Origin of the sequence: Nocardioides sp. T5, from assembly GCF_048161455.1 — a bacterium.
In the GTDB taxonomy this organism is placed as follows: Bacteria; Actinomycetota; Actinomycetes; order Propionibacteriales; family Nocardioidaceae; genus Nocardioides.
The window spans coordinates 2,458,717-2,471,855 of sequence record NZ_CP182415.1 but is presented as its reverse complement, the minus strand read 5'-3'; the positions used below and the strand labels follow the sequence as shown (position 1 = coordinate 2,471,855).

Below are 13,139 nucleotides of genomic sequence, written 5' to 3'. Positions count from 1 at the left end.
TTCGCGGTGGTGGACCGTCTTGCCCCCGACCTGCTGCGACGAGCTGGGGTGTGGCGGGGCTCGAGTGGCAACGTCCTTGAGACCATTTCGGCGGGCGTCAGTCAGTCGATGGGCTCCTGCTCGCCCCGCCGGCGATCGTTGGAGGAGGTGCGTGACGTCGGGCGTTGACCGGTCCTTCTCGACGTGGAACTCCTTGGTGATGGCCGCGGAGGAGTGTCCGAGCACCTGGGCCGCGGTCTCCGAGTCCACTACACGATCTATGGTGGAGGGTGCCTCAGCGGCACTCCAGCACAACATCGGGCTAGGTGGCTCGGCGGTGGTCACCGCCTACCGGCCGGCGAACCGCTGATGACCACTCGCGCGGCTTCCCGGTCCACGACCCCGTTCGGGGAGCGGAACACGCAGGGTTGGGCCCGAAGGCGACGGCCAGGTGGGAGGGTGGGTCGGTGATCACCGCATCCACCCTGTGTGACGCGTTGACTTCGGCGTTCGTCGAGGTGCTGCCGGGCGCAGAGCGCTCTGTAGTGGGACTCGAGCTGGTCGAGCCCGGAGACGCGGTGCTGCTCGAGGCCGGCGACCTGGTCGTGCTGGTCGGTGCCCGCACGGAGGACGACGTGGTGGGGGTCGTGCAGCGTGCCGCCCCCGCCTCGGGCATCGTGCTGAGGAGGCAACAGGCAGCAAGCCCGCGCGTGCGGGAGCTGAGCCAGCAGCTGGGCCTGTCCGTCCTGGTGGTGGAGGACGATGCGCCGTGGTCGTGGGTGGTGAGCTCGCTCCGCACAGCGGTGGACAGGCCGGCGGCGCTGGTGAGCCAACGTCGTGTCGACGTGTACAGCGACTTGTTCGAGCTGGCCGACGAGCTCAGCTCCGTCCTGGGCGCTCCGGTGACGATCGAGGACGCCACCTCACGAGTCCTGGCCTACTCGTCCGGCCAGGACGACGTCGACGAAGCGCGCAGGTCCACGATCGTGGGCCGGCAGGTGCCGCGCGAGGTGCGCTCCCACTTCCGAGCGCTGGGGGTGTTCCGAAGGCTCGCCAGCACGGACGAACCGTTCCTGGTCCCGGGGACCGACGCCGGGGTCCTCGCCCGCTACGTCGTGCCCGTCCGGGCGGGAGGTGAGTGGCTCGGTTCGATCTGGGCCGTGGTGGACCAGCCGGTCCCGCCCGAGAAGCAGCGTGAGGTGTGCACGGCCGCGCAAGTCGTCGCCCTGTACCTCCTTCGGTTGCGTACCCAGAGCGAGCTGCAGCGCCAGGTGCAGCTCGACAGCGTGCGGAACCTGCTGGCCACGCCGGCCGACGACAACCCGGGCTGGCTCGCTGCGGGACCGTGGCGGGTCGTCATCCTCCGCGGGCCGGCAGATCTCGACCCCGAAGCCCGATGCGAGGTCTGGCTCGCCCTGGCACGGCGGCACGGCTGGCGGCAGCCGCTCCTGGCTGATCTCGGAGGCGTCGTCTACGCCATCGTCGCCGCGGCCGGTGATGGAGCAGGAACCTGGCCGTGGTTGCGACGACTCGTGACCCAGGAGGCTCGCACCGGCATGCAGGCGAGCGCCGTCGGTGGACGCCCGACCGGGGCCGTGTCCGGTCTGCCGGCGTCGCGTGCGCTCGCTGACGAGCTCACCGCACAGCTCGGGGGCGAGCAGTCCTCGGTCGTCGCCGTCGAGGAACGGTGGTCGGACATGGTGGTCACCCGTGCGGTGGCCGGGCTCGAGGGGGCCACGCTGCTGTCGCCGGCGGCTGCCCTGCTCGGCAGCGAGCACGCCGCTCTTCGCGAGACGCTGCGCGCCGTGCTCGACCACTGGGGCAATCCCCGACGAGCCGCAGAGGTGCTCGGCGTCCACCCCAACACCGTCCGCTACCGCATGGCTCGGTTGGGTGAGGTGTGCGATCTCGACCTGCACGACCCGGTGCAGCGCCTGGCGGTACGCCTCGAGCTCGAAGCCGTCAGCCGGGGCGACCTAACGAACGGGTGAGAAGGGCAGGAGCTGCGGCGGCGTCGTGCCGGTGGCGACGAGGTCCGCGAGCAGCTTGCCGGTGACGGGGCCCAACGTGATGCCCCACATCCCGTGACCCCCAGCGGCGAACACCCGCGGAGTGCTGGTCGCCCCGATGAGCGGGAGACCGTCGGCGGTGCACGGTCGAGCTCCCACCCACTCGTCCTCGCGGTGGTCGAGGTGTGCGCCGCGGAGGAGCTGCCCGGCCTCGCCGACCAGGGCCTGGATGCGTCGCGGGTCCATGGGCGCCTCAGGGCGTCGGAACTCCATCATCCCCGCGATGCGAAGTCGGTCGCCCACGGGTGTGCAGGCGACCCGTTGCGTGGGGAAGTAGACGGGTCCGCTCGGCAGGTGGTCGATCTTGACGGTGAACGAGTAACCACGACCCGCCTGCACGATCTGACGGATCCCGTGGTGTCTGCCCAGCTCGTTGAGCCGGGCGCCGGTTGCCAGCACGACGGCGTCGTACGACTCGTCCCCCACCTGCACCCCGTGCGCCCGACGCTGCACCTCGGTGATGCGAACGTCCTCGCGAACGGTCCCGCCACGAGCGCGAACCGATTGCGCGATGGAGTCCACGTACGTGGACGGGTTCAGGAAGCGCTCCTCACGGATGCGGATGGCCAGCTCGATGTCGTCGCCCACCGCGGGTTCGTCCGCACGTGCTTGCGCGCCATCGATGACGTCGTGGACGACCTGCTGACCGGAGGCCTCGATGTGCGCGAACTCCTCCAGCAGCGCGTCCGCGTCACGGGCGTCGCGGAAGGCAGCCGTGAAGGGATCGGCCGCCTTGGTGCGCTCCTCGACCCCCGCGTCCTCCATCTGCTGGAAGGACGCCAGGGCATCCCGGTTCAGCGCGACGAGCGCGCGCATCGCCCCTTCCCACCTGCGGGTCGTGCAGTTGCGCGCGAACGTCACCAGGAAGCGCCACAGCCGAGGGTCGAGGGATGGGGGTACGAAGACGGGGGAGGACGCGTCAAGCACCGCTCTCGCGCCGTACCTCAGCACGCTCGGCTCGGGCAGCGGCACCGCGATGCTCGGCGTCAACCAACCCGCGTTCCCCCAGCTGGAGCCCGCGGCGACGCCGGCCTCGTCGAGGACGGTGACGTCCACGCCGTGTTCCTGCAGGTACCAGGCGGTGGACAGTCCGACCATGCCGGCGCCAAGGACAGCCACGCGCTTCGGCGTCGTAGTCGAGGTCATGGCGTCCATGGTCGACGACGCCCACGCCACGACGGTTGTTCAACGGACACGATCGGCGCCCCGGCGATTGTGTCCCGACCACAAACCGCATCGGGCTTGTTGCGGCGGGCTCGCGGGGACGGGAGACGAGTGGCTTTTCGTGCGGGAGTTGCCTATGGTCCAGCCATCGACCTCGGGTGAGGTCGCCCATCCCCGGGACGGAGGGCCGACATGGCACACGGCATGTCTGCTCGCGTCTCCGACGACGAGTGCAGCGACCCGCGCACGCTGGCCCACCTCCTCGGAGCCGTCGTCGTCCCTGGGCTCGTGCCCACCGGCGCCGCCCTCGCGGCCCTGAGGCTGAGTGAGGAAGCGCGCGGACTTCGTGGTCTCGACGTGCTGCGTCGCAGCGTCGACCGCGCCCCTCCCGCCGTGGCCTGATCGGAACGACCCACGACACCAGGTCCTGGCGACCTGATGTCGACGCTGCTCACCCCGAGCACGCAGGCACCGCGGCGACCCCGCGGCTGGTCGCCTGCGCCCACACGACTTTCGCGAAGGACATCCACGTGCGCACCCACACCTACCAGTACGCGTTGACCACCCCCGTGCCTGACTCCACCCCACCGGAGCACAGGCCGAACACGGACGACACGTCCACCCCGTCCCGTGAGCCGCGACGCTCGGTCCGTCGTCGGCCCACCGCGGCAGACGTGGCACGGATCGACGCGAGCCTGACCGAGCTCGAGCTCAAGCGTGAGGAGCAGCTGGCTTCTCTCCGCGATGCGCGGGGGGACCTGGTCGCCATCGCCTACCAGGAGTCGGTCGCGCGGATCCTGGCCGAGATCCGCGAAGCCCGGCGCAGGTTGCGCGAGGGGAAGCACGGGGTGTGCGTCGCCTGCCACGGCATGGTCTCCGAGGAGCGGATGGAGGCGCTGCCGTGGGCGACCCAGTGCGCCGACTGCGCCCGCCGCCACTCCAGCTGGTTGCGATGAACACCATGCAGGACCGCAAGAGCCACCAAGCTCGCCCACCCGCCCTCCTGCGTGTCCTGGGGCTCGGCGTAGCGGCGCTCGCGACGGGGCTCGTCGTCCCGGTGATGACCTGGGCGGGCCATCCCGTCTCGGACAGCACGTCCCTGCACATCGTCGTCGCGTGCGTGATGCCCGTGCTGGTCGGGACGACCTTCTGGTCCGCTGCGCGCACATTCACGTCCAGCGCGACGTCTCGATGACGAGCGCGCCGAGCGGGCCGGGGCGGGCCGGCGGGAGTCGCGGACGAGCAACCCAGCGCTCAGCGTGGGGTGGCCCGCAGCAGCGCCGCGATCTCGTCGTACCCGCGCTGCTCGGCGTGCTGCAGCGCCGTGACGCCGTCGTGGTCGGCGATGCCCGGGTCGACGCCGGCGTCGAGGGCGAAGGGGTCTCCGAAAGCCGGCCCAGAGTGCCGGTGCGGGGCCGCGCCCGGACTCCCTGGCGGCAGCGTGACCAGCACGGTCATCACGTCAGTGGGGGTCGGGACAGGAGGCGCTTCGGTCTTTTGCCAGCATCTCGACGATCGGGTCGTTGCCATCTGGCGGCTGAGGAATGTTGTCTGACATGAGGTCCTTCTCGGTCGGTTCGCACCCCGTCCGGAGCGCTCTTCGCCGGTCTGACCACAGGGCCGTTTCCGTTGTGACGAACGGCGCACCTTCGGCTTGGTGCACATCCTTCTGACGTCGACACACATCGACGCAGACACGTCACCTACCCGCTCAGCAGACCCGAGCGTCGTCCGGGCCGCCTCACCGCCGAGGAGGTAGTAGACGACGGGACCCCCGATCGTGAGGCTGCCGACGACGACGAAGACGATCAGGGAGACCACTGCGTCTGAGGTCGGCAGCCCGAGTCCCGCCAGCGCCGCGCCGGCGCCCGCCGCGAGGAGCAGGTTCTTCGGGTTGACGCCAGCGAGCAGTACGCCGAGCGCGACGGCCCAACCCACCAGGAACATCGGCCCGTTGATCTTCGCCCGGCCCGAGAAGAGCATCAGGATCACGGCGATGATCGGCACCGGGCTGATCGCGACGCCGATCGCGAAGGTGAGGACTTCGGCAATACCTTCCGTCATGGCGGACACCTTCACTTCGGGACGGGGGAGTGGGTGCGGCCGTAGCGTGCGGCCAGGGGAGCGGCGCTGAGTCCGTGAGCGATCACGCTGAGCAGCACGGTCACGCCGATCGCGGCAACGGCGTGCTCCACACCCGTCCCGAGCTCCTCGAGTGCGAGCAGCGCGAACACGAGGGAGGCCAGGCCACGGGGCCCGAACCAGCCGATGAAGAGGATCGTGCTGCGGTCGAAGCCCGCTCCCAGACAGGCCAGGGCGACCGAGAGCATCCGGATGAGCGTGAGGCTGAGCACGGCGTACACCACCATCATCGGTGTGACGAGGTCGAGCATGACGGGCCCGGCGACCGCCCCGAACGCCAGCCACACCAGGAGGGACACCAGGCCTGCCGACTGCTCCACGAACACGAGCTCGGCCGGCCCGCGAGGCCCGGCTGCGGCCCCGAAGGCGAGCCCGCCGCAGAAGGCGGCGACGAATCCGTTGGCGTCCACGGCGAGTGCTGCGGTGTAGGCGATCAGCGCCAGCGCGAGCACCGCGATCCCGGCGAAGTCCTCCGCAGCCCAGCCCCGCTGGCGAGCCCACCGGAGCGCGCGGCCACCGAGCAGGCCCACCACGCCGCCGACGACCGCGCCGGCGAGCAGCGACACCAGCGCCGTACCCAGCCCGGAGGCACCGGCGAGCTCCTCCTCGGCCGCCACGGCCGCGATCGCGAGCATCACGACCGGTGTGGCGATGCCGTCGTTGAGGCCGCTCTCCACGGTGATCAGTCGACGGACACGGGCGGGCACCACCGGGTTGGTCACGACCGGGATCCCGAGGGCGGCATCGGTCGGCGCGAGCGCCGCGGCGACGAGCAGCGCGCCCCACACCCCGGCGGCCGGGAAGAACCACCACGCGAGTCCCCAGCCCGCCAGCATGGTCAGCGGCAGCCCCACGGCGAGCAGCCGGACGTACGGCCCGAGGTCGTGGCGGAGCTCCTTCACCGGGACGCGGGCAGCGTCGGAGAACAACACCCACACCAACGTGATCTCGACCAGGATCTTCAATCCTTCGGGACCCTCCGGTGCCTCGACCAGGTCCAGTCCGGCCAGCAGCACACCGACGGCGACGAAGACGACCGGCGCGGTGAGGTCCGCGCGCTGGAGACGCACCGACAACGCGCCCCACAGGAAGATCGAGCCGGCGATGATGAGTGCCCCGGTCACGTCCACGGCGACACCTCTTCCGGCCGACGGTGGCGACGGTCTCGGTCCAGTCTCATCGCACTCGGCGACGCCGGCCCTCATCCCGTCCGGGTGATGCGCCGGGTGAGCCACCTCGCTGCAATGGCTGCACGTCTTCACGAGGAGTGGTGGGCCATGGCCTTGACCGAGTACGACCCGGGTTCGACCTTCCCGGGCACCGCAGGCCGTACGACCGACGAGTCGTCACCTGCCTGGCCCAGACCGACCCGCGCCGTCCCAGGCGCGCCCAACGTGCTGACGGTGGTGCTGGACGACACCGGTTTCGGGCAGCTGGGCTGCTACGGGAGCCCCATCGAGACCCCGACCTTCGACGCGCTCGCCGCCGACGGTCTGCGCTACAACAACATGCACACCACGGCTCTGTGCTCCCCGAGCCGCTCGTGCATCCTCACCGGACGCAACCACCACAGCAACGGCATGGCCTGCATCACCGAGTTCGCCACCGGGTTCCCCGGCTACGACGGCGTGATCCCGTTCGAGAACGGCATGCTGTCGGAGATGCTCCTCGGCCACGGCTACAACACCTTCATGGTCGGCAAGTGGCACCTGACACCGAGCCACCAGGAGACCGCCGCCGGGCCCTACGACCGCTGGCCCCTGGCACGCGGCTTCGAGCGCTTCTACGGCTTCCTCGGCGGGGACACCAGCCAGTGGTACCCCGACCTGGTCTACGACAACCACCAGGTCGAGCCCCCCGCCACGCCCGAAGAGGGCTACCACCTGACCGAGGACCTGGTCGACCGGTCGATTGAGTTCATCGCGGACTCGAAGCAGATCGACCCGGACAAGCCGTTCTACCTGCACCTGTGCTTCGGGGCCACCCACGCCCCCCACCACGCGCCCAAGGAATGGGCCGACAAGTACGCGGGCAGGTTCGACGACGGGTGGGAGGTCTACCGCGAGCGGGTGTTCGCCAAGCAGAAGGAGCTGGGCATCGTGCCCGCCGACGCGGTCCTGTCGCGCCACGATCCGGACGTCCCCGAGTGGGACGCCCAGCCCGCGGAGGCCCGTCGCCTGTACAGCCGGATGATGGAGGTCTTCGCCGGCTTCCTGTCCCACACCGACCACCACCTCGGCCGGCTGATGGAGTTCCTGCGTGAGGAGGGCATGCTCGACAACACCATCGTGATGGTGATCTCCGACAACGGGGCGAGCGCCGAAGGTGGTCCGACCGGCACCACGAACGAGGCACAGTTCTTCAACAACGCCCAGGAGCCGCTCGAGGACAGCCTCGCGCTGATCGACGAGATCGGAGGGCCCAAGCACTTCAACCACTACCCGTGGGGCTGGACCTGGGCGGGCAACACGCCGTTCCGGCGGTGGAAGCGCGAGACCTACCGGGGTGGCTCCTCCGACCCGTTCATCGTCTCGTGGCCGCAGGGGATCCGGGCGAGGGGCGAGGTGCGCCCGCAGTACGCACACATCATCGACATGGTCCCCACCCTCCTCGACCTGTTGGACATCGAGCCGCCCGCCACCATCAGGGGCGTGACGCAGTCGCCGATCCAGGGCATCAGCTTCGCCCACACCCTGGACGACGCCGAGGCGGCCACCAACCACCACACGCAGTACTTCGAGATGCTCGGCCACCGGTCGATCTACCACGACGGCTGGCGGGCGGTCTGCCCCTGGCCCGGGCCCTCGTTCGCCGAGGCCGGCGTCGGGTTCGGACAGCCCATCTCGGCCGATCGGCTCAGCGAGCTCGACGCCACGGCCTGGGAGCTCTACCACGTGGAGAAGGACTTCGCGGAGACCCACGACCTCGCCGGCGAGCACCGTGACAAGCTCATCGCCCTGATCGGTCTCTGGTACGCGGAGGCGGGGAAGTACGACGTCCTGCCCGTCGACGGCAGCGGCCTCGGTCGGCTCATGGCCGAGAAGCCCTTGGCAGCGGTGCCGCGGGACCGCTACGTCTACCGCCCGGGCACCCAGTCCGTGCCGTTCAACGCGGCACCGAGGGTCCTGAGCCGTCCGCACAGCATCACCGCGAAGGTCGAGATACCCGACGAGGGCGCAGAGGGGGTGCTGCTCTGCCAGGGCAGCGCCGCCGGCGGCTACTCCCTCTACGTGCAGGACGGGCGGCTGCACTACGTGCACAACTACGTGGGGCGCAGCCTGCACAAGGTGTCCTCGCCGGATCCGGTGCCTCCCGGGCCACACGAGCTCCGCTTCGAGTTCGAGCCGACGGGACAGCCTGACCTGGCCCGCGGGCTGGGGGCTCCCGGCCGCATCCAGCTCTACGTCGACGGCACGCTGGTGGCCGACGCGGAGGCCTCGACGACCACGCCCTTCATGCTCAATCCCGGCGCCCTGACGTGCGGCGCCAATCCGGGGTCGCCGGTGACCCCGGACACCCCGTCCCCGTTCCGGTTCACCGGCATCCTCCACTCGGTCACGGTGGACGTCTCGGGCGAGCTGATCACCGACCCCGAGGGGGAGCTACGAGCGGCGATGGCCCGGCAGTAGGGCAGTCGCCGGGGGCGCAGCGCGGGAGACTCACCACTCCGCGGTCAGCGGGCCTGGCGGGTGTCGTGTTCGCGGCCACGTTCAGCGCGAGCATGATCCTGCTCCGCACCTCCATGCCCGAGGACCCCCTGACCCAGCCCGAGTGGTCCGACGCCGCCGCGACCCGGCTCAAGATCGCGCTCGCGCTGGTGCCGATCGCGGGCATCGCCTTCCTGTGGTTCGTGGGTGTGGTCCGCGACCGGCTGGGCGACCTGGAGGACCGCTTCTTCTCGTCGGTGTACTTCGGCAGCGGTCTGCTCTTCCTGGCGATGGTCTTTGTCTCGATGGCGTTGGCGGGCGCCATCGTCGCCACCGCTGACTGGGACGCCAGCCGGTCCAGCCGTCCGGAGATCGTGGCCTTCGGCCGTGCCGTGATGCTCCAGGTCACGAACGTCTACGCCCTCAGGATGGCCGCGGTCTTCATGATCTCGCTGGGCACCACCTGGCACAGGTCCGGTACGGCGCCTCGCTGGCTGGTGATCACCACCTACGTCATCGCGCTGTGCCTGCTGGTGATCACGAGCCTGAGCCTGTGGGTCGCCCTGGTCTTCCCGGGCTGGGTCCTCCTGGTCAGCGTCTACGTGCTGGTCACCGTCCGGCGGGCCGGGTCGAGGCTGCTCTGAGCGGTCTGGGGTCACCCACATGGGATGACGCGTGCACCGGCGGCACCGCCGAGACTCGAGGAGACGCGGCGCCGCGGCGGCGCCCGCATGCAGAGCTGGAGGTGGTGCATGACAGACCAGATGACCGTGACGGAGGAGGAGACCCTCGACGAGCTCGGTCCCGTGGACTGGATCGTGGTGGAGTTCCCCGGCAGCCGGTTCGACGGAACGATCGCACCGACGCTGACCGACCTCGTCGACCGGGGGATCATCCGCGTCCTCGACCTGTTGATGATCCGCAAGGACGAGGACGGGGAGTTCGAGGCGTTCGAGATCAGCGACCTGGACGACAGCGAGATCGGTCAGATCCGGGAGCTCGAGACCGCGATGGCCAACCTGCTGAGCCAGGAGGACGTGCAGTCGGTCGCGGAGGCAGTCGAGCCGGGGAGCACCGCTGCCCTGCTCGTCTGGGAGAACCTCTGGGCAGCGCCCTTCGGGTCCGCTGTCCGCCACGCCGGGGGTCAGCTCGTGGCGAGCGGCCGGATCCCGGTGCAGGCGCTCATCGCCGCCGTCGAAGCAGATCTCAAAGAGGAGGAGTGACATGCCGATCGGACGCAGGGCAGGAAGAGGAGTCATCGGGCCGCGACCCGTGGCCAGGACCGCCGCGGTGGTCGGGACCGCGGCCGTCGTCAGCCACGGCGTACGTCGTCGGGGCGAGCGCCGCGAGGACCGCCGCGACGACCGTCGGGACCGGCGACGCTGACGGTCAGCGCCCCGGCGGCTCTCCACGTGGTGGGAAGCCGACCGGGGCGATCGGCGTGAGGGTGTCGACCACTGTCCCGTTGGACTGGAGCGAGGTGTGGTTCACCAACTGCCCGATGGTGTCGGCGAACAACGTCGACCAGGAGCTCGGCTGGTGCCGTGAGGAGCTCAAGAAGACCTGATCCGCCTCGGCGGCCTGAACCCGCCGATCCACGTGAACGCAGACATCCGTCGCACGGTGCTTCTCGGGGTGCCCTGGGTCTCCGGGCAGCGGAGGGTCGGGACGTCAGAGCCTGAACGCGCGCGCCTGGGTGGCCAGGGCCCAGATGACGAAGACGTCCAGGGCGATGATGGCAAGGGACCAGAACGGGTAGTAGGGGATGAAGGCGAAGTTCACCAAGGCACTCACGGAAGCAAGGATGATGCCCACCACGCGCGCCCAGGTCTGACCGGAGAGCAGTCCGTACCCGGCGAAGACCACGACCAGCCCGAGCACGAGGTGGATCCACCCCCACGCGCTGACGTCGAACTCGAGGACGTAGTTGGGGGTGACGGTGTAGAACTCGTTCTCGAAGATGGCCGCCAGCCCCATGATGGCCTGGAAGCCGCCGCCGACGAACATCATCACGGCGGCGAACAGGATCAGTCCCTGTGCCCCCACGCCGGGCTCCTCGCGAGCTCCGGTCTGCTGGTGCGACCCGGTCGATTCGGTCATGGTTGTCTCCTTGTCGCGTGACGGGACCCGTCTCATCGGCAACTTAGGACGCCCCGACGGGTCAACCCTCATCCTGCGGGGGTGAGATCTCGCGCGTCCGTCAGTTCCAGGTACGTCGGCCCTGGCGCCTAAGCAGTGGACCGACCAGCGGGGGACTGGTCAGCAGTCCATCCCGCCGGATGGGCTGGGCGAGGTACTGGCCGAGGATGACGCCGGCTGCGAGCGCGACGGCCGTGGCCCCGGCAGCCGCCAGGTCCAGGACCCCGTCCTCACCTTCGGCGAGCAACGCCAGCCCGCGGTAGATGGAGAGCCCGGGCAGCAGCGGCACGACGGCGGGGACGATGAGGACCAGTGGCGGCACGCGCACCGGGCCGGCGATCCCGTGGCTGAGCGTCCCGATCGCGACTGCGGCGACGGCGGCGGCCCAGGTCTGCCCCAGCGAGAGCCCCTCGACCGCCAGGAAGATCGCCTGGCCGCAGGCGCCCACGGCGGCTGCCGCGGCAGCCGCGCGGAGCGGCGCGTAGCACGCCAGGCCGTAGGCGGCGGCCGCGAGCCCGGCGCCGAGCGTCATGGCCGACCCCTGGGCCAGTCCGGTCGCCCCGGGCTCGACGCGACCGAGGTCGGCGCCGGAAAGCTCAGCGACCGTCAAGCCGGCGGCCACCCCGGCGATCACGCCGGTGGTCGCCATCAGGGCGTCGAGCAGCCGGGCGCTCGCCGTGAGGGGGTAACCGGTCAGCGCATCGGCCATGGCGCCCATGAGCCCGATGCCCGCAAGCAGGATGATGATGCCCGCGGTGACGATCAGGGAGGGGTCGGCGTCGACCTCCGTCGCAGCGGCGCCGACCGCGACGAGCGTGGCGAGGAACCCGCCGGCGATCTGCTGGTAGAACAGCGGGACCCGGCCCCGGGTGGAACGCCCGACGAGGTCGATGCCACACGCCGCGACGAACGCCAGGCAGCTCACCACCGCTCCGCCGCCGAGGGTGACCGCAAGCGATCCACCCACGGCGCCCCAGCTGACCGTCACCAGCCAGCGAGCCCGCCGGTGCTCGGAGGAGTCGATGTCGGCGATCCGTCTGCGTGCCTCGTCGCGCGTGGTCGTCCCGTCCAGGAGGTCCTGGACGAGCCGGTCGACCTCGATCAGCTCGGCGTAGTCCGCCGGCCGGCGCTTCACCCGCCGCACCAGGATCGACGCCGGCCTCCCGATGCCGTAGCGCTGCTGCAGCGACAGCTCCGTGAAGGTGACGTCGGCGTCGACACCGCTCAAGCCACAGGCGTGCGTGACGGCGAGCATCGTGGCCTCGACGTCGGCGGCGCCCCCTCCCGAGGCAAGCAGGAGGTCACCGATGCGGAGGGCCAGGTCGAGGGTGCCGTAGACCTCGCGTGGCGCGGACACGGCCATCCGACGCTCGGGGCCCGGTCAGCTCACCACGGCGCTGCCGCTAGGAGCCGACGGCATCGTGCGCGTCGCGTTCGAGAGCCTCCACGTCTGCCTCGAGCCGCTTCTTCTGGAGCTTCTCCGAGCGGCGCATGGACTCCTCGATCCTCGCCTCCATGTCCATCACACCGACGACGACCAGGCCCGCCTCTCCGCTGTCGAGGGACTCGCCGAGCTCCTTCAGGTCGTTCCTGCTCATGCCGGCCGCCGCATGACCCGCCACCGCCCCCAGGATCGCCCCGCCTGCGGAGGTCGCCGCGAGCAGGCCGCCGCCGACCGCCGCGAACGGGAAGAGCGCGACGACGAGCCCGGTGGCCAGGCCGGCACCCCCGCCGAGCACGCCACCGACCCGGGTCGGCGTCTCGTGCTTGCGCGTGATCTTCACCTTGCCGTCGTCGCGGCGGTGGATGACCGCGGCGTCGTAGGCATCCAGGAGGCCCTCCTGTGTGTGGAGCTCCTTCACCCGGTCGTAGTCGGCCTCCGCGGACGCGAGGTCGGGGTAGACGCCGGCGAACACCATGAGTGTGTCGAATGCCATGTGAGGTTCTCCCAGTCGATCAGGCCACGAGGTCGCCGCCCGCAGGATCCGGAAGCGGGCGG

General features: G+C 70.5%; 14 protein-coding genes. 8 read left to right on the top strand and 6 right to left on the bottom strand.

The window, feature by feature from the left end; all coding sequences use genetic code 11:
- Nucleotides 1–446 precede the first annotated feature (446 nt).
- Nucleotides 447–1,970: a PucR family transcriptional regulator gene (locus tag ACNKF0_RS11955; RefSeq protein WP_416952390.1), complete on the top strand. Its 1,524-nt coding sequence runs from the start codon at nucleotides 447–449 to the stop codon at nucleotides 1,968–1,970.
- On the opposite strand, the gene ACNKF0_RS11950 is transcribed toward ACNKF0_RS11955, so the two are convergent.
- Nucleotides 1,956–3,194 (bottom strand): NAD(P)/FAD-dependent oxidoreductase, encoded by a 1,239-nt coding sequence (locus ACNKF0_RS11950; RefSeq protein ID WP_416952388.1) that lies wholly within the window; start codon nucleotides 3,192–3,194, stop codon nucleotides 1,956–1,958. The two genes, ACNKF0_RS11955 and ACNKF0_RS11950, sit on opposite strands and share 15 nt — an antisense overlap.
- A gap of 222 nt (nucleotides 3,195–3,416) precedes the next feature.
- Here ACNKF0_RS11950 and ACNKF0_RS11945 point away from each other — a divergent pair, with 222 nt between their 5' ends.
- The 3 genes from ACNKF0_RS11945 to ACNKF0_RS11935 all read left to right on the top strand — a co-directional run bounded on the left by ACNKF0_RS11945 (nucleotide 3,417) and on the right by ACNKF0_RS11935 (nucleotide 4,407).
- Nucleotides 3,417–3,614, top strand: coding sequence for a hypothetical protein (locus ACNKF0_RS11945; RefSeq protein WP_416952386.1), 198 nt, complete (start codon nucleotides 3,417–3,419; stop codon nucleotides 3,612–3,614).
- Between the two features lie 272 nt (nucleotides 3,615–3,886).
- Nucleotides 3,887–4,168: a TraR/DksA family transcriptional regulator gene (locus tag ACNKF0_RS11940; protein WP_416952384.1), complete on the top strand. Its 282-nt coding sequence runs from the start codon at nucleotides 3,887–3,889 to the stop codon at nucleotides 4,166–4,168.
- Nucleotides 4,169–4,173: 5 nt separating this feature from the next.
- Entirely contained in the window at nucleotides 4,174–4,407 is a 234-nt protein-coding gene (locus tag ACNKF0_RS11935) for a hypothetical protein (RefSeq protein ID WP_416952382.1), read from the top strand.
- A 59-nt stretch (nucleotides 4,408–4,466) separates the two neighbouring features.
- Here the strand turns inward: ACNKF0_RS11935 and ACNKF0_RS11930 are convergent, their stop codons facing one another.
- Together ACNKF0_RS11930 and ACNKF0_RS11925 are read right to left on the bottom strand one after the other, a co-directional pair.
- Nucleotides 4,467–5,291 (bottom strand): hypothetical protein, encoded by an 825-nt coding sequence (locus ACNKF0_RS11930; protein WP_416952380.1) that lies wholly within the window; start codon nucleotides 5,289–5,291, stop codon nucleotides 4,467–4,469.
- Nucleotides 5,288–6,478, bottom strand: coding sequence for a cation:proton antiporter (locus tag ACNKF0_RS11925; RefSeq protein WP_416952378.1), 1,191 nt, complete (start codon nucleotides 6,476–6,478; stop codon nucleotides 5,288–5,290). Before ACNKF0_RS11925 ends, ACNKF0_RS11930 begins: the two co-directional genes overlap by 4 nt.
- Before the next feature lie 153 nt (nucleotides 6,479–6,631).
- On the opposite strand from ACNKF0_RS11925, the gene ACNKF0_RS11920 reads away from it, so the two are divergent.
- The 4 genes from ACNKF0_RS11920 (at nucleotide 6,632) to ACNKF0_RS11905 (ending at nucleotide 10,387) form a co-directional block, all read left to right on the top strand.
- Nucleotides 6,632–8,983: a sulfatase-like hydrolase/transferase gene (locus tag ACNKF0_RS11920; RefSeq protein ID WP_416952376.1), complete on the top strand. Its 2,352-nt coding sequence runs from the start codon at nucleotides 6,632–6,634 to the stop codon at nucleotides 8,981–8,983.
- 92 nt (nucleotides 8,984–9,075) lie between these two features.
- The gene (locus tag ACNKF0_RS11915) at nucleotides 9,076–9,645 is read left to right on the top strand and encodes a hypothetical protein (RefSeq protein WP_416952374.1); all 570 of its coding nucleotides are present in this window, start codon (nucleotides 9,076–9,078) and stop codon (nucleotides 9,643–9,645) included.
- A gap of 108 nt (nucleotides 9,646–9,753) precedes the next feature.
- The gene (locus ACNKF0_RS11910) at nucleotides 9,754–10,224 is read left to right on the top strand and encodes a DUF6325 family protein (RefSeq protein ID WP_416952372.1); all 471 of its coding nucleotides are present in this window, start codon (nucleotides 9,754–9,756) and stop codon (nucleotides 10,222–10,224) included.
- A gap of 1 nt (nucleotide 10,225) precedes the next feature.
- Nucleotides 10,226–10,387: a hypothetical protein gene (locus tag ACNKF0_RS11905; protein WP_416952370.1), complete on the top strand. Its 162-nt coding sequence runs from the start codon at nucleotides 10,226–10,228 to the stop codon at nucleotides 10,385–10,387.
- A gap of 285 nt (nucleotides 10,388–10,672) precedes the next feature.
- Here the strand turns inward: ACNKF0_RS11905 and ACNKF0_RS11900 are convergent, their stop codons facing one another.
- From ACNKF0_RS11900 to ACNKF0_RS11890, 3 genes are all read right to left on the bottom strand, one after another.
- Entirely contained in the window at nucleotides 10,673–11,101 is a 429-nt protein-coding gene (locus ACNKF0_RS11900) for a DUF7144 family membrane protein (RefSeq protein WP_299928231.1), read from the bottom strand.
- A 100-nt stretch (nucleotides 11,102–11,201) separates the two neighbouring features.
- Nucleotides 11,202–12,503 (bottom strand): threonine/serine ThrE exporter family protein, encoded by a 1,302-nt coding sequence (locus ACNKF0_RS11895; protein ID WP_416952368.1) that lies wholly within the window; start codon nucleotides 12,501–12,503, stop codon nucleotides 11,202–11,204.
- Between the two features lie 40 nt (nucleotides 12,504–12,543).
- Nucleotides 12,544–13,077, bottom strand: a complete 534-nt coding sequence (locus tag ACNKF0_RS11890; RefSeq protein WP_416952366.1) for a DUF1269 domain-containing protein — start codon at nucleotides 13,075–13,077, stop codon at nucleotides 12,544–12,546.
- Nucleotides 13,078–13,139 lie beyond the last annotated feature (62 nt).